A 16,597-nucleotide genomic window follows, 5' to 3' on the forward strand; every position below is an offset into this window, starting at 1 on the left:
AAATGAAACATCAGCAATATTTATTACTAAGTTACGTTAGATAATGGTTAGTTTTGTTAGGAATGAGATAAATGAAAACAGCTCAAGAAGGGGAAAACTTGAGCTGTTTGGTTGAATTGAAACACTTAGTACGTATGAGCTGTTTTTAGACATCTCTCACATCAAACATAGTCAGCTAAAAACGCATTTACAAATTAAATTGGTTGGTTGACGTTTACTTTTCTTTCTCCTGATCTTATCAACGATATTCTGTCCTTGTATTAGCGTTTTGTAGCATATATGAAGCATTTTCTTTTCTGTTCTTTTTCTATATTCATTTGGGCGGGTCGTCATTATTAAGTAGAAGTGTTGAAGCTATGCTGTGGCGTGTTGTGGTGATCATCAATCATGGTCAGCTTTAGTGCTTCATGTGCTAGAAAAGGAGTCGAACGTGAAGAGTAAGTTGCTAATTATTCCCATCATTCTTCTATTGTCTGCATGTGGCGGTGGTGGGGGCGGTGACGGAGATACCAATACACCTGCAGCGGATAATCCGACAACACCTAATGAACAAACAGTGCCACAAGATGGAACACCATCTGAGCAATTAACCGCATTAGAAGAGTCTGGCAGTATTCCGAAATTGGAAAGAGAGCCAACCTTAACAGGTACTGATGCGGACTCTAATGGTATTAGAGATGATATTGATCAGTATATTGCTGATCATTACTCCGGTGCTCAGCAAGTTGCCGCAGCTACACAAGCAGCAAAAGCATTTCAAGAAACCTTAATGGTGGATACCACCGATCCTGCGGCAGTAAAGAGTGCCAATAAAAAGCTATCAGAGGCTGATCACTGTATCTATCAGCAATTTGATGGCAGCAACAATACCCCACAGCCAGCACAAGTGTCCCAAGAGTTAGAAGCGATAACCACGAATACCAAGGAAAGACTGCTCGCTTATCTCGCTTTTGCTAAAGCCTTAGACGGAACGTCGTGGTCCATTCCAGAAGGAGATACTTGTGAATAGTCTTATGCATTATTTTAAATCAACCGCTTATCTTCTTCTTTCTGGTTGTTTACTCAGTGCTTCCGTTTATGCTGATGAAAACCATGAGAATAATATTTGTCATAACACAGATGTTGTTATTGCGTTTTTCAATGGGGTGCAAACAACGCCAAGCGGTGCAAACCGTGGTAAAGAAGAATTAAAACGTATCCACGGTGACAAGTCAGAACAAGGTGACGATATTCGTTACGAAGTAATGTACAACTACACCAATGGGTTAGAAGACTTTGCTGAGACGTTTGATCAGCGTCTACAGGAGCAAGAGCAGCTATTAAATGGTCGTTATGAGCTATTTTTTGAAGCATTACGTGGTGGCGGGACGTGGTGGCAAAATATCACCAATACCATTTCGTCTGCTTCTGGTATTTTAGATGCGATAGCTGAGCGAGATAAAGCCGAGCTAATTCAGAAACTCTCATCCCTTTTAGGCGATCCACCATCGATTAATAATTACCAAGAGCATCAAGCCAAAATTGATAACTGGGTATTGAAAGGATTTAAATTACTCTACGTGGCACATTCACAAGGTAATTTATTCGTGAATGAAGCTTATCGCTATACCACCACGAAAGTGGATGCCGAATCTGTAAAAGTCGTTCATATTGCGCCAGCATCACCCATAGTTAATGGTCCACATACCTTGGCAAATTTAGATTTGGTGATTAATGGGTTACGTTTGGTGGGTAACGTCGTGGAAAATACGGATGATATTCCCGGTTACTTATTTAGACCTGCAGGGGTTAATGGCGGGAAAGATATTCTTGGTCATGGCTTGATTGAAATTTATATAAACCAAGGATTAGATATAGCCAATCGGGTGAAAACACACATTAACGACGCTTTAAATACCTTGGTTGCACCGACGGCAACCGCATCTCAAGGTTTCTTTACCGCTCAACTAACATGGGATGGTACAGGTGATGTGGATTTACATGTTTATGAGCCTAATGGTTCACATGTTTATTATTCCGATTCAAACGGTGATTCAGGTTATTTGGATGTAGATAACACAACATCTTATGGCCCTGAGCATTACTTTGCATCATGTGAGTCCGATAAACTGCAAGTTGGTACTTATAAAGTTTCAGTGGCGAATTACTCGGATGCGGAAGGACGACGTGCCACTGTTCAAATTGACTCTTCACAAAATGGGGTATTAGGAACGAAAGAAGTCACGTTAGGTGCTGAAACGGGTGATGATCCTGCCTATGATCTGTTTAATGTGACAGTCTCTAAAGATGATCAGGGTAAGTACTCGGTTAATTTAAATTAGCTTTGTGGCTGTTGTGGTAACTACAAGGACGTAGTTACTGTTATTACACACTGTAATAGCAGTTATTTGATTGACTTATTTGACTGTGAATAGGAAAAATAGCTTAAGCTTAAATTATGTCATCAGTGCGAAGGAATGTGATGAGTAATTTGTATATTGAAGTGAAAGCAGAGTTAGAGCAAGGCACTGTTGTGAAGGTCGATTCCTCACTGGTTCCCCGTGTTGGCGAGGTAATTGATATATCAGGAGCCAGTAACTCTAAAGCCTTTGGTTTAGTGGTCGTGGTCGAAGTTTATTATAAAATCGTTCATAGCCATCTTGATGCATGGGTGATCGCTAAACGTATTAGTGGCCGATAAATTATTCATTGTTTCTATTTCTCCATCCTTGTTAGTCCATTTCATAAGTCTTAGTCAAAAAAATCCTATTAATGAAAAAAGTTTTTTCCTCAAAGCACTACGCTTAAAGAAACAACTCATAATGTCATGCTTAGGTGTTGTATGGGGCTATGGTTATTTCTTCAACGATTTACAGTTAAATATTTTTCACGCTTAACTGGGCAAAATATTGTGGTACTGACTGGAATATATATTGCCTTAAGTTGGTTATTACTATTTCTTGCTGGCGAGCATCAATTAAGCGACTCACTGTCGACGTTTTTCTATTACATCGTTGTGACGGCTTCCACGGTAGGCTATGGCGATCATTCCCCTGAATCGGCATTAGGTAAGTGGGTCGCAGCCTTATTTATTATCCCCGGTGGATTAGGCTTGTTTGCCATTGTGGTTGGCAGAGTTGCGACTGTATTTGTCACTGTGTGGCGAAGAAGATTATTGGGTAAAAGGAGTATCAAAATGGAGCAACATATTTTATTGCTTGGCTGGAATGAAAACAGAACTTTAAGCATGTTACGTATGTTGCTTCACGAAGAGCATGGGCGACGCACCATAGTGTTATGCTCGCGATCTGACATTGAAAACCCGATGCCTGATAAGATCGAATTTGTTCGAGTGAGTAGCTACACCAACGTAGAAGAAATGGCGAGAGCCAGTATTTCCAAAGCCAGTTGTATTATCGTTGATGCATTACATGATGATATAACACTCACAGCTGCGTTATTTGCTGCAGGACAAAACCCTAATGCCCATTTACTGGCATATTTTGATGATGACGGGTTAAGTCAGTTATTAAAGTTGCACTGCCCGAATGCGGAATGTATTCCTTCTGTCGCCGTTGAAATGTTAGCAAAATCAGCAGTAGATCCGGGATCAAGTATTTTGCATCAAGAGTTGTTAAGTACCGACAAGGGGATGACGCAATACGCAATTGATTATCCTCACTCACAACAATCAACGACATTTTCTGCATTATTTGAGCATTTTAAACATCGACATGATGCGATTTTGATCGCGTGTGATAGTGGACAAGGTATTCAGGTTAATCCACCGTTATCACTGTCTATTACACCTGAGACGCGGTTGTTTTATATCGCTGATGAACGTGTAAATAACATGACATGGCCTGATGTTTAGTTGACTTATTGTTGTGCAAGTAAGCTTATTCTTGGTGCTTTGCTAGCTATGAGATAATTAAATAACTAATGTCTGGTTTATAACGTGTTGTTTATTAAGTTTATTTTTTGTTGTTTTGATTTGGCATAGTCGCTGCATTAGTCTTAATGCACTTCCACTATAGATGTATGGCATTAGCGCTTATCTCTCCTCGGGGTAGGCGCTTTTTTTATCTGTGGTGGTAATAGAAAAAGAGAAATGGATAGTAAGCGTTTAGCTAATAAAATGCCGTTATAAAAACAGAATACTGTATTTAATAACGGCATATTGTATCAAAGCGAGGAAAACTTATTGGTTCAGTTTTGCTTTTGCTTCTTCTACTTTAGCGAAATCTAAGCCTAATTCTTCAACCGCTTCTTTGATAAGGATTGGGTTCTGCATTACCTGCGCCATTAATGCTTGTAGCTTATCTTGTGGTAAGCCTAGCTGGCTAATTGTTGTCATTGCTGCAAGAGGATTTTGCGTCAACGTTAGGAAGATCTCGTTGATTTGCTCATCACTGATATTGTTCTCTTTCAACAGTGCAATAATTGGGTTCATCACATTACCTTTCACAACTTAATAAAATAAGCGTTTAGTTTAGCATTTGGCACCATGAGAGTGTACTGAGAACTTTAATGACGCGATGAATTTAGCTTTGAATTTAATGAATTAAATTTCTAGTAAACATAATTGTGGGTTATAACTTTTACATTGTGCTTACATATTCGCAATCAAATGGTTATATGATTGCGTTTAATTGCTTTGCATAAGGATAAATAATGTTCACACCTAAATTGACACTTCAGCGATGGGCCATAGTTGGTACTTGTTTGTTGGCGGTAGTGAGTTGTGCACAAACGGAAACCACAAGTTCACATAAGCTTCGTCCTGTATTGATAAAGCCGCAGAGCGTAAAGCAACAGCGTGGTGAAGTTGGTAAGGCTTCATATTATGCGGACAAATATCAAGGACGTAAAACAGCCAGCGGGCAGCGTTATGACAAGAATAAACGTACAGCAGCCCACCGAACCTTGCCATTTGGTACGCGCGTAAAAGTGACTAATTTAGCCAATAACAAGAGTGTGATCGTGACGATTAATGATCGTGGTCCTTACTCAAAAGGGCGTGTTATCGATCTATCTCGTTCTGCATTTAGTGCGATAGGTAAGACTTCATCTGGAATACTAAAAGTGAAGGTTGAGACGCTAAATTAAGCCATTTTAGTTTACCGCCATCACCATAACTTAAAGGATACAAAATGATTTTAGAAACACTGCATCATTCAGTTCAAACTGTTTTCGCCAATAAAGTGCGATTAGTGAAAGCCTTATTGATCCCGTTTGTTGTAACGTATTTCCTGCGTTCACTTAAGGTTTCAATGGCTGGTAGCGAACTGTATGAAGAGGTGCTGGTATTTGTATTAAATATTGCGATATTTCTTGTTTCTTCAATCATATGTATGAGAACTCAGCAGATCTTAGATAGCCATGGTAGCGATGATACGCGTTTTTCTCGTTGGCAAGGGATCAGCTTTGATGCTCAGCAACGTCGTTATAGTGCCTATTTGTTTTTAATGTTTGGATTATTGAATGCCATTTGGGCATTGTTTCAGATTGATTATGAATGGGTAAATAACGGAATTTTATATACGTTGTTTCTTGTGCTTGGTGTTGTGGGTTGGGTTATTTTTTCTCGTTTATCTTTTGTATTACCGGCAATTGCTGCTGGGAAAAAAGCCTCATTTCAAGACGCACTGACTATAACGAAAAATAAAAAGCTCTACGCTTTTGTCATCGCAGGCTTGTTACCAGTCGCCTTTTATATGCTGTTTATTGGCTTACCGATTTTCATGTTATTTGCAAATCCTAAGTTCGCCATGAGTTTGAAGTTTATTTACGTATTTATTTGGGGTCTTATTGTTATTGCGATCCCATTTATTATCGCAGCCATTGAAGGAACAGCTTATCGAGAGCTAACAGAGAACTCGGAAGCAACAGAATTAACGTCGATTGAATAAACCACTGCTGTAGGTTTGAATATGTAATAAAAAAGAGCGCTATCAGCGCTCTTTTTTGGTTATCGTGTTATGACTTTTTTATAGGTCGTCATCAAAGTCGCCGAAGCCACTGTCATCACCACCTAAGAAGCTATCGTCACCGCCACCGAAGCCATTGTTAGCGTAGGTATCATCGTCGCCAAAACCATTGTCATCAGAGCCAAAGCCAGAATCACCGAAACCGCTTTGGTTATCATCAAAACCAGCGTTACCAAATCCACCTGTGTAATCAGAAGTGAAGTTGTTTGCTGTGTTATCAAGGAAGCTACCTTGATCATCAAACGCAGGGGTTGCTACATCATCAGTTGGTACTGATTGATCTGTTGATGTATCTGCTGCCGCTGTATCAGGTGTCGCGTCTTGTGTTGCATCAGCTGTAGGATCTGCGGCAGGCGCTGGATCAGCTGCTGCAGTTTCTGCTGGTTGATCGTGATCAAATAGCATATTGCTGATCACGCTACCTGCAACCATACCTGCTGCTACACCCGCTGCTGTTTGCATGAAACCACCAAAAGCACTTGGTTGACGAACTGGTGGCTGTGGTGGTTGCGGAGCAGGACGAGAACCACCGAACATGCGGCTTAATGAGCCACGGTTAGACTCTTCTTTGTAGTACTCAGCGTTCTTTTCTAGGTAATCGTTCTTTTCTTTAAGCTGTTTTAATGCCATTTCTTGCACAAGTACAGCTTGAGTTAATTTGTAGATAGCATCAGGTTGTGATGCGATTTCATCTGCAATGAATTTTTCAGCATCTGCATCTTTTTTGCTTTCTGGGCTTTGTTTGAGCTTAGTAGCAACGCTTTGAATAAGATCTTTTTCTTGTGGAGTCATGGTTTTTACCTTCTCAATACCCTATGTGCAGGGGGAGCTTTAACTGCTTAGTTGATAATTATATTAATACAACACATCAACCTTGCTGTATAGGTTAGTCTATATTGCATTATTCTCATTATATTCTTGAACAATAGCTGAATAATGCCATATAAGACTTAAATTCAAATAGATTGCGCAGGTAATGTATTACTAAATCTGTAACACATCTAGTACCTGCTACAAGAATTAAATGTGATTATTGTTACTATCTGTAAATGCGGTCGGTAATGATTTTTATCAAGCGCGGTAATAATACGATTTTATGTTTTAGTTTTTAACTTTCTAATAAATAACAAAATTTACCGCAGAATATTATTATCATGTCGCCAATCCATGATCGTCCACTCATTCATTTGAGCATGTAATGCCAATGCAGGATCAGGGTTTACAGCAAAAGGTTTGTTCACGTGTTGTAATAGTGGTAGGTCATTAATGGAATCACTGTAACCATAACTGCTTCTAAATTGATTTGGATGATTATTGAGCCATGACTGTAATCGCTCGATTTTTCCTTGGCGGAAGCTGAGTACGCCATGAGTTTGCCCTGTGTAAACACCATTTATGGTTTCTAGGTTGATCGCAATACTGTTTTCTACTCCTAAATACTTAGCAATAGGTTGCACTAAATGTTCAGCAGAGGCTGAAATGATCAGAATTACGTCTCCTCGCTTTTTGTGCCATTCAATACGGGCTAAAGCATCGGGGTAAATAGCAGGAACAATCTCTGATGCGATGAATGATGACACAAGGCTTTCAATTTCCTGCTGAGTTTTTCCTACCATCGGTGCCAGTGTTGCTTGCATATAATCAGCCATGTCCAATTTACCTTGAGCATAAGCTTTCATCATTGCTTCTTCCTGCTGTTGCAACTCTGCACTGGCCAGATTGTGTTTAACCATGTAAGCGATCCATAAACTGGCAGAGTCAGCAGCGATTAATGTTTCATCAAGATCGAAAATAGCTAAACAAGGGTGAATGTGACGCTGAGGGTTAAATGACAAATTAAATTCCTTTATCGGCTTTGTAAGTGAGGTGAAGAGTGAGAGTAGGAGGAGGAAATGACATTTTAGTGTCGCAATCATGTATTTTTTACTAATTCATGATCACGACGATATGTAGAGATAAATGAGTCTGGTGATTCGCTGAGTTACTGATTAAAACAAGCTTTCTTGGATTAGTTTATTGTTGAGGTATTTGCATTGATGATGCTCTGGTGGTTGATCATCAAACTCTTTTTTCATCGTAAAAGGTGTACCTTTAGAAAAGTACCAAAAGTATTTTTCTAACTCTTTGTCAAAATGATCTTCATTACAGTGTGGTGCTGGTGCGAAGAAGGCTAACGTCACTGTTTTATTTTTACTTGAATGAATGAAACTACGCTCAAAACCATGAAAGCCGAACTCTTTATAATCAGGAGTCGGAAGTCCTCCTGGAACTAAGTGTGAGGGGATTGTGATCGTGACACTTGTCATACTCATCGCGTCAACTCCATTGATTATTGATGTTAAGTATACTCTACCGAAAAAAATTCAAGATCACTATATAAATAATCAATTGCTTAATTGGTATAAGTGGTTGATATAAATGAATTATTGTCAGGTAAAGGTAAAATTGTGATCACCTTAGCTAATTTGAATCGAAAAAGAGAATTTTTCTGCTACTAGTCTACAGTGGGCTTAAGGTTATTCTTCTATAGAAAAGGTATTATGAAATATTCAAAGCTTACATCATCAATCATGTTACTGCTTTCTGCGGCTTCTACTGCGGTATATGCATCATCTGATGCTGACTCTAAAACAACGATTTTCTATGGTGGTCCAATCATTACTATGGAAAAAGCACAACCGAGTGCTGAAGCTGTTGTAACTAGTGAGTTTGGTAAAATTGTTTATGTAGGCTCTGAAAAAGAGGCACTAAAACAATACCCTGACTCTAAGAAAGTAGATTTAGACGATAAAGTGTTAATGCCGGGCTTTATTGAGCAACACTTACATCCATTCCTTGCTGCACTGACATTAAACATGCCTGTTATTGCACCGGAAGAGTGGAAGTTACCTAATCAAACGTGGCCTGCTGTTACGAATCATGATGATTATATTGCAGCGTTAAAAGCACAAGAGAAAGCACTGAAAGATCCTAACGAAGTGCTATGGACATGGGGCTTTAATAACTTTTTCCATGGTAAGCTATCTCGTCAAGAATTAGATAAAATTTCAGACACTCGTCCTATTGGTGTGTGGCACCGTTCAGCGCATGAGTTTTATGTTAACTCGGCATTCATTAAAAAATTTGGTCTAAATCAAGCTGATATTGATAAGTTAGGTAAAGAAGTTGCGGATCAGGCAAACCTTGAACAAGGTCACTTCTATGAAGGTGGTGCACTGATTTATTTATTACCTCGCATAGCACCTGAGTTAGCAAATAAAGAACGTTTTGAAGCGGGCCTAAAGCAAATGGTAACCATGTTGCATCAGAAAGGTGTAACGGCTTACAACGAGCCTGGCGCATTTATTCCTGACTATATGATTGATACATATCTAGATATTTTAGGTAATAAATCGACGCCAATGTATTCTTACTTTACTCCTGAAAGTAAAACACCGTTCATTGCTAAGGGTAAAGAGGGCGTATTACAAGAAGTTAAACGGATCACAACGACCTTACCTGAAGAAGGTAAAGTGCGTTACTTTGATGACCAAATCAAATTACTGTTTGATGGTGCAATTATTTCTCAGTTAATGAAAATGAAAGATGGCTACACCGATGGTCACCATGGTGAGTGGATTCAAACACCTGAAGATGTGGAAACTATCACCAAGATTTTCTGGGATAATGATTATCAAATCTTAGTACATGTGAATGGTGATGAAGGTGTTGAAAAACTGATTAAGATCCTAGAAAAACGTCAGGCTGAATACCCACGTAAAGATCACCGTTTTACTATTGTTCACTTTGCAAACTCAACTGATGAGCAAGTGGCTAAGCTGAAGAAGTTAGGTGCGATAATCAGTGTTAACCCATATTACGTAACTGGCTTTAGTGAAAAGTTTGGTGAGGTTGGTTTAGGTAAAGAGCGTGCACATGCCATGGTTCGTTTAGGCACCATTGAGAAAGAGGGTATCTCTGTATCTCTTCACTCCGATGCACCAATGGCACCATCGGATCCTCTATTGTTAGCATGGAGTGCGGCAACGCGTATTACCAATGAAGGAACCGTTGTTCGTCCTGACTTGGTGTTATCACGAGATGCAGCGTTACGTGGTATCACGATTGAAGCTGCATACTCTTGGGGCGAAGAAGACCGTCTAGGTAGTATTAAAACAGGTAAAGTGGCTAACTTTACTATCTTAGAGCAAGACCCGTATAAGGTAGATCTGAAGAAGCTAAAAGATATTCCAATTTACGGTACGGTTTTCGAAGGAAAAGTATTCCCAATTGATAAGTAATATCTGCCAATAAAACTAAAAACGCCTATGCAGCAATGCTGAATAGGCGTTTTTCTTTAGGTAGGAAAAGAGATTAGTCTTTAACCCACTGATCGTTTACTTTTTTCAAAGAAACGTCTTCAGAGATCGTATCAACCACTTGACCTGCTTTGAAGTTACCGTATTTTGCGCCGTAAGCAACAACCATAACTTCAGCTGATAGATTGTTCTTCAAGCTGTTAAGTGCTGAACCTAAATCATCTTTAGTTTGGTTTGCCGCATTGTTTTCTTGTGCTGGCTGCTCGGCAACTTTGCGCATTGACGCTTTAAATTCATCTAAGCTCTTGGTTGCAACAAGATCATAAGTCACTTTCGCTTTATAGTCAGTTTTTGTATCAAGTAATACTTTGTCGATCTTTAAGTTTTTAACTTCAAATGGTGTTGTGTCAGCAGTTATACCAAGATTAGGCTGTTCGTATTGGCTTGATTGAACAACATTACTGATTGTTGATTCGTCTACTTTATCGCTACATCCTGCAAGAAGTAATGATGATGCAATGGCTGCCGCTAAAACAATCTTTTTCATTTATAACGCTCTTTAAACGATGAAATATGCCATATTTTATACCCCTTGTATGACAAAGGGGCAAGCCTGTACTTGCAAATCTTTCCTAATGCTAACAATTGAATAATAAGCTAGATACTTGTATTAACTTATCTCACCTATTCAATATTTTATTTTGTTACATCTTGGTTGATTCATGTTATATCTACTCACTAATGCATGTGGTTGAGCTACAGCGTTGATCAAATGCGGTAATTGTATACTTTTTACATTAGTATCGATTCTCTTAATCGAGAATTTCATTATTGATTAATGAGTTACACTTAAGTGAGATAAGAAGCGCTGTAAAGTTAGTGTAGGATTTACTTCTGAGTATGGTGTTTGGACTAGGGACTAATAACAAGAACTAGTGCAAATCAGTTAGTTAAACGTAATTTATCAAGCATGATTTATTCGTTCATGCTGCGGTTCATGTAATGATGAAGAATATGAAATTGAAGTCTATTTTACTGTTGTGTAGCGCAACAAGTGTATTTTGTGCTTCACATGCTTTTGCTGATCCCATTGATGATGCACCAGAAGTGATAAGTGTTCCAAAGGCGATGAAAGTTCTGGAAAAAGAAGGATATTACGATTTTCGTAAAATTAAAGTTGTGAGGGAATACAATGAGATTGCTGTTGATGCGAGAAATAAAGACGGGCATCGCGTTGAACTTGAATTGGATTTGTATACTGGTGAAGTGGTACAAGAACAATTAGATTAGCGATAAAAACGGCGACGAGATCATGAGATCGCACCGCCTGATTAATAAAGAGTGTGTTTAGTCGTGATCATCGTAATAAAAACGCCCTTCGAGTGAATAAGGATCGTTTTGATCATATAAATTATGGTGCCCACGTAATTTTTTGAGTTGTTTTTCGAGGGCTCTGGCCTGTTCGAAATGACCTTCCTGATAGGCAATCGATATTTTTTGCTCGATATCTTCAATTCTATCTTGGTTATTCATCTTCAGTCCTCCATCAAATCATTACTTATGCCACGATGAATGGCTGCTCATAGCAGCTGACTTTATAATTTTATACTAAAACCAGCATGTTCATCTGGGTATGAGGCGTTTTTAGTGCTGTGAAGTAATAAATATGGCGATAAAAGTTGCTCTGAAAAGAGGGTGAGTTCCAGAATAAATACATATTATTCTGATGTTTGCATTTTTTAATGTAATGTAAAAATAATGTGATATATTTGATTTGTTGATGATTTTAATGTTTTTGATAGAGACATGAGTAAAAAATAGAAGATACGTCTTTAAGTGTTCCAATTAAAATTTCAATCATTTCACTCCTATTATGGTATTGACTAAAAGTGTGGCCGCTGATTATCAATACCGTTGTTATTCTCGTTACAAGCAGCTGTTTATCGCTTTGCATTAGTAACAAGCCCGAGTTCTCGGGCTTTCTTATCTATCAACTAACAAGATTGTTGGACGCAGTTTCGTCCTGCATTTTTTGCTTCATATAAAGCATTATCAGCGAGCTTCAAGACATTTTCTGGCTCATGCTCGATATAATTTTCAGCAACCCCAATACTGACAGTTACCTTGACTGATTTGGATTTTTTACGTTGTCCACGTTCTTTCGTGCCAGCACGATCACTACTTGGTCGATTCTCTTGATCACGAATGACCATTTTATATTTGGCAATTTTTTCTCGTAACTCTTCTAGTAAAGGCAAACATTGTTCAATGGTTTTACCTTTAAATAAAATCGTGAATTCTTCGCCACCATAGCGGAATGCTTTACCACCACCATCTATTTCTTTTAAAAGGCTGGCTACAAGCTTTAGAACATCATCACCGGTTTCGTGGCCGTATTTATCATTAAACTTTTTAAAGTGATCGACATCGATCATCGCTAAGGTAAATGTTCTACCTAGATGTTTGAGTTCATTATCAAGTGCTCTACGTCCTGGAATTTCAGTTAGTTGATCAATAAAAGCTAGTTCATGGCTACAACTAATAATGTTAATTAACAGCAATAGAGCAACGATGCTAAAGGCAACGCTGGAGATAAAGGGATAGTGGAAGAAGGTAAAAGTGAGAAAACTAAACAGTAAGCAGATAAATACAGCCTGATCTGAACTATGGTTACGCTTTAAGATCGTAGAAGCGCTGCTACATGTTAGCGCTAAATTCAAAACGAGTAAGATCAAAGGTAACGGGGATAAATTGCGATAAGCAAATAAGTAAACCTCCCACCACGCACTCAGATCTGAACCCTTGAAATGATGGTAAACAAGAGCTGCCCAGCCTATTTGTAGTAATAAGAAACAACTGAATAATGCGCCAAAGCGAGAGAATAGGCGTTTGTCAGGCATGATATGTACTTGCAGAAGATTAAACGGTAGTAACCCTGCTAGTAAGCTGAAAACAAGTTTAATTTCGTCATTGGTGAGAGGAGATTGTAATTGGTTGATGATGATGGTGTATGCCACCAACATGATAAGAGCGACGAAACCAGTTCTACCTTGATTAAATGGCTGGCTAAGAAAGATAACAACAGAAAATAGAATGTAAGGGATATTAACAAGCAAATTTTGATAGTTTGCGAGTGTGGCAGTACAGAATGGTAAAGCAATGAGCATTAAGGTTGCAATCGTCAGCGGGATCAGCAACCGCATGCCAGCAGAACGAAAGTGTGAAAAAAAGAGCATGAATCTAAAACCTTAATTAAGAATAAATACGAATACCAGTGAGCTAATATAAGCTGAAAATCTATCGTATTTGTTATCTTCCATGAATGAGTAGCCGCTACAACCTCTTATTGTAGTTATATCGACTACCACATCAATAACTTAAGTTACTGATCTTTATTTAAATAAGGAAACAGTGTTTTAATTTGCTCTTCGGTTAAATTTTCAACACATTCAATATTACGTTCAGGTATTGCTTCAGGATCTGGGTAATGCTTTAAGACTTTTTCCATACTGTCTTCACGGATCAGGTGAAAAACAGGATACGGAGAGCGGTTAGTGAGGTTTTCTGCATCATCCGGTTCAGTACCATAGAAGCAGTAATTAGGGTGGAAACTAGCAATTTGATAGACACCACTTTTACCTAATTGAACGACGAGCCCTTCAACAAGATCTAAGAACTGATTGTAATCATCAAATTTTTCAAACAGGTAAGGGGCAACGACTAAAGTGGTTTCTAATTCAGAAACTGGTGTTTCATCCAGCTCTTTCAGTTGGAGATAGATTGATTCTAGTAAATCATTTTCAGTTGTATCGGTACTAACAAATATTTTGATCTGCTTGTTACGTTGCGGTTTAGCGGCAAAAGGGCAGAGGTTGAGACCGATCACTACATCGTTTAACCATTGTTCAACGGCTTTTTCAATCTCGTTGATCTGTTGAGTATTCTGTTTTGTTGTTGAGTTCATGGACTGACTTTCCAATATTTTTATTATAAAAAAGGCCAGCAAAGGCTGGCCTTTTGAGAGGTTAATAACGATTATGCTTTAACTTCTTCTTTATTTTCTTCTGTAACAGATGCATCAGTATTCTCTGTCGCTTCTGGTGCAGGGAATTGCTTTACAGGTTTTGCAATTAGCTGGCGAGTTGCACTGCGAATTTCAGCCAATGTTACATCGAAAGTGTCACCTAGTTGGTACTCTTTCACACCATCAATCGTAATAATACCAAGCTCACCGCTACAGCTGATACGCTCTTTGTTATCTAAGATTAATGGGCTTGGAATAAACGCAGATGCGCCGTTTTCAAGTAGACGTACACGCATACCTGCACGGTTAATATCAAATACTTCAGCGTTAAATACTGTTGCATTTTTCACTGCATCTTTTAATAGACGCACGTATAACCAATCAGACACGTCACGCTCTGCCATACGGTGATGACGACGGTGTAGTGCAATTTCATCACCCACATTATCATCAGGTTTTTGGCTTGGCTCATTACCTGTGATTAATGCTTTTAATAGGCGATGGTTGATCATATCGCCGTACTTACGAATAGGTGATGTCCAAGTTGCGTAAACATCTAGACCCATCGCATAGTGAGGAGCAGGCGTATTGGCAACTTCACTGTAAGCTTGGAACTTACGTAGACGGTTATCTAGGTAAGTTGTATCAAGGGTATTTAACCAGCGACGTAGAGCACTGAATCCTTCTAGCTCAAGTAGCTGTTCTTTCTCGAACGGTGCTTGAGCCTCTGTTAGGAATTCCATTGCAGTATCCAGTTTTTCTGGATTGAAACCGCTATGAACGTTAAACACACCTGTGCCGAATTTCTCTTGTAGCGCACGACCTGCACAGATATTGGCTGTGATCATGGCTTCTTCAATCATACGGTTTGCTGTGCGACGTGCATCGGTATGAATGGCAATAACGTCGTTATCGTCGCTTAGTTCAAAGCGGTAATCTGGACGGTCTGGGAAGACAACTGCATTTTCTTTACGCCACTTGCTACGCGCATCAGCAAATGCATGTAGTGCACGAACTTGTGCTTCAATGATGTCGTTCGGAGCCCAGTTTTCAGTGCTGCCGTTTTCAAGGAAATCAGACACATTATCGTAAGATAGACGACCTTGAGATTTGATCCATGCTGCGAAAAATTCGATGTTATCTTGGATAACGCCGTCTTTATCGACAGTTACACGACAACAAATAGCTGGACGCTGTTCGTTTTCGATTAGTGAACATAGCTCATCACTAAGTTCACGGGGTAGCATTGGGATATTGCGACCAGGTAAGTAAATTGTAAAACCACGTTCACGGGCTTCATCATCCATCTTATCGCCAAAAGCAATGTAAGAGGTTGGGTCGGCAATCGCAATGGTGATATCAAAGCTACCGTCATCGTTAGCAACGGTATAAATTGCATCATCCATATCTTTGGTTGATTCACCATCAATAGTGATAAACGGTAAATCAGTGAGATCTTGACGCTCAAGACCTTCATCTAACATATTCCAGCTTTCTTGTGGTGCTGGCTCTGCGTTAGGAAGGTTGTGATGTGCAAGCGTTACCCACCAAGGTGCAATCTTATCGTTGCTATCGGTGATTTTTTCTTTGATATCGCAGAAGAAAGTCTTGTTGTTATCAACAAGAGGGTGGCGAGTTAAGTAAGCTACAACCCAGTCACCTTCTTTTAGTGACTCTGGATTTAGTCCTTTAACTGCTTTTGCTTTAATCGCTTCTTTTAACTGAGGATGATCAGGCACAACGTGCAGACGATCACGAATAAGTTTTACACGACCAATGAAACGAGTGATGGATTGTTCAATCAACTCTTGTGGCTCAGCCACTTCACGTTCTTTTTCTGTTCGGATAACTGCCATAACACGGTCACCGTGCATGACATTTTTCATGTATGCAGGCGGAACGAAAAAGCTTTCTTTATTATCAGTTTCTAGAAAGCCAAAACCACGATCAGTCGCTTTGATATTACCTTCCTTTTTAGGAAGTGTTTCTTGAATTTGCTTTTTAAGCTGTGCTAACAGCGGATTATCTTGAAACATTATGCCTGGTCTCAGATTAGTAACGCTGACACTATACTTTTTTGGGTTGATAAAACCAATATTTGGCTAATGAAATTTTACGTTAACCTTGATAACAGGATAAGCCATTAGCAAATAGAAGAATGAAATTATCATGGTGAAGGGAGTTTTATGGTTATTCGATAATATAAGAGAAAATGTAATAATATGAAAAAATAAGCTTTGTGATTAATAATCATGATAGATGAATGTTTTGCTGCATTTAGTATGTCGAAAGACTGTTTTGAAAAG

Annotated in this window: 17 protein-coding genes; 8 read left to right on the top strand and 9 right to left on the bottom strand. The window is 39.0% G+C overall.

Going from position 1 to position 16,597, the window contains the following annotated elements:
* The first annotated feature begins 430 nt into the window (after positions 1-430).
* The 4 genes from E5A76_RS01140 to E5A76_RS01155 all read left to right on the top strand — a co-directional run bounded on the left by E5A76_RS01140 (position 431) and on the right by E5A76_RS01155 (position 3,853).
* On the top strand, positions 431-1,009 hold the full coding sequence (locus E5A76_RS01140) for a hypothetical protein (RefSeq protein WP_161117859.1): 579 nt from the start codon (positions 431-433) through the stop codon (positions 1,007-1,009).
* A complete protein-coding gene (locus tag E5A76_RS20550; protein WP_316247309.1) occupies positions 1,002-2,321 on the top strand; it encodes a YfaP family protein in 1,320 nt (439 codons plus the stop codon). The genes E5A76_RS01140 and E5A76_RS20550 overlap by 8 nt, the downstream gene beginning before the upstream one ends.
* A 140-nt stretch (positions 2,322-2,461) precedes the next feature.
* Complete coding sequence (locus E5A76_RS01150; protein ID WP_053989263.1) at positions 2,462-2,680, top strand: hypothetical protein; 219 nt, start codon at positions 2,462-2,464, stop codon at positions 2,678-2,680.
* 141 nt (positions 2,681-2,821) lie between these two features.
* A complete protein-coding gene (locus E5A76_RS01155) occupies positions 2,822-3,853 on the top strand; it encodes a potassium channel protein (protein ID WP_161117860.1) in 1,032 nt (343 codons plus the stop codon).
* Between the two features lie 327 nt (positions 3,854-4,180).
* Here E5A76_RS01155 and E5A76_RS01160 read toward each other — a convergent pair whose 3' ends face one another.
* Positions 4,181-4,432 carry a DUF2999 family protein gene (locus E5A76_RS01160; protein WP_053989261.1) on the bottom strand — a complete coding sequence of 84 codons (252 nt, stop codon included), beginning with the start codon at positions 4,430-4,432 and terminating at the stop codon, positions 4,181-4,183.
* Positions 4,433-4,653: 221 nt separating this feature from the next.
* Here E5A76_RS01160 and E5A76_RS01165 point away from each other — a divergent pair, with 221 nt between their 5' ends.
* Positions 4,654-5,088, top strand: coding sequence for a septal ring lytic transglycosylase RlpA family protein (locus E5A76_RS01165; RefSeq protein WP_161117861.1), 435 nt, complete (start codon positions 4,654-4,656; stop codon positions 5,086-5,088).
* 44 nt (positions 5,089-5,132) lie between these two features.
* The gene (locus tag E5A76_RS01170; protein WP_107166221.1) at positions 5,133-5,891 is read left to right on the top strand and encodes a hypothetical protein; all 759 of its coding nucleotides are present in this window, start codon (positions 5,133-5,135) and stop codon (positions 5,889-5,891) included.
* 78 nt (positions 5,892-5,969) lie between these two features.
* Here the strand turns inward: E5A76_RS01170 and E5A76_RS01175 are convergent, their stop codons facing one another.
* The 3 genes from E5A76_RS01175 to E5A76_RS01185 all read right to left on the bottom strand — a co-directional run bounded on the left by E5A76_RS01175 (position 5,970) and on the right by E5A76_RS01185 (position 8,281).
* The gene (locus E5A76_RS01175) at positions 5,970-6,761 is read right to left on the bottom strand and encodes a DUF2076 domain-containing protein (RefSeq protein ID WP_161117862.1); all 792 of its coding nucleotides are present in this window, start codon (positions 6,759-6,761) and stop codon (positions 5,970-5,972) included.
* Between the two features lie 341 nt (positions 6,762-7,102).
* Positions 7,103-7,804, bottom strand: coding sequence for an HAD family hydrolase (locus tag E5A76_RS01180; RefSeq protein ID WP_161117863.1), 702 nt, complete (start codon positions 7,802-7,804; stop codon positions 7,103-7,105).
* Positions 7,805-7,957: 153 nt separating this feature from the next.
* On the bottom strand, positions 7,958-8,281 hold the full coding sequence (locus E5A76_RS01185; RefSeq protein WP_107166218.1) for a hypothetical protein: 324 nt from the start codon (positions 8,279-8,281) through the stop codon (positions 7,958-7,960).
* Positions 8,282-8,509: 228 nt separating this feature from the next.
* Between E5A76_RS01185 and E5A76_RS01190 the strand changes: the two genes are divergently transcribed.
* Positions 8,510-10,249 carry an amidohydrolase gene (locus tag E5A76_RS01190; protein ID WP_161117864.1) on the top strand — a complete coding sequence of 580 codons (1,740 nt, stop codon included), beginning with the start codon at positions 8,510-8,512 and terminating at the stop codon, positions 10,247-10,249.
* 73 nt (positions 10,250-10,322) lie between these two features.
* On the opposite strand, the gene E5A76_RS01195 is transcribed toward E5A76_RS01190, so the two are convergent.
* Complete coding sequence (locus E5A76_RS01195) at positions 10,323-10,814, bottom strand: hypothetical protein (protein WP_053989254.1); 492 nt, start codon at positions 10,812-10,814, stop codon at positions 10,323-10,325.
* A gap of 455 nt (positions 10,815-11,269) precedes the next feature.
* Between E5A76_RS01195 and E5A76_RS01200 the strand changes: the two genes are divergently transcribed.
* Positions 11,270-11,557, top strand: coding sequence for a PepSY domain-containing protein (locus E5A76_RS01200; RefSeq protein ID WP_237458750.1), 288 nt, complete (start codon positions 11,270-11,272; stop codon positions 11,555-11,557).
* Positions 11,558-11,614: 57 nt separating this feature from the next.
* Here E5A76_RS01200 and E5A76_RS01205 read toward each other — a convergent pair whose 3' ends face one another.
* The 4 genes from E5A76_RS01205 to E5A76_RS01220 form a co-directional block, all read right to left on the bottom strand.
* Positions 11,615-11,800 carry a hypothetical protein gene (locus E5A76_RS01205; protein WP_053989252.1) on the bottom strand — a complete coding sequence of 62 codons (186 nt, stop codon included), beginning with the start codon at positions 11,798-11,800 and terminating at the stop codon, positions 11,615-11,617.
* Positions 11,801-12,261: 461 nt separating this feature from the next.
* Positions 12,262-13,503, bottom strand: coding sequence for a GGDEF domain-containing protein (locus E5A76_RS01210; RefSeq protein WP_161117865.1), 1,242 nt, complete (start codon positions 13,501-13,503; stop codon positions 12,262-12,264).
* Between the two features lie 146 nt (positions 13,504-13,649).
* Positions 13,650-14,231, bottom strand: a complete 582-nt coding sequence (locus E5A76_RS01215) for a DUF1415 domain-containing protein (protein WP_187695524.1) — start codon at positions 14,229-14,231, stop codon at positions 13,650-13,652.
* Positions 14,232-14,302: 71 nt separating this feature from the next.
* A complete protein-coding gene (locus E5A76_RS01220) occupies positions 14,303-16,327 on the bottom strand; it encodes an exoribonuclease II (RefSeq protein ID WP_161117866.1) in 2,025 nt (674 codons plus the stop codon).
* Between the last annotated feature and the right edge of the window lie 270 nt (positions 16,328-16,597).

Source organism: Photobacterium lucens (genome assembly GCF_009873615.1).
GTDB classification, from domain to species: domain Bacteria; phylum Pseudomonadota; class Gammaproteobacteria; order Enterobacterales; family Vibrionaceae; genus Photobacterium; species Photobacterium lucens.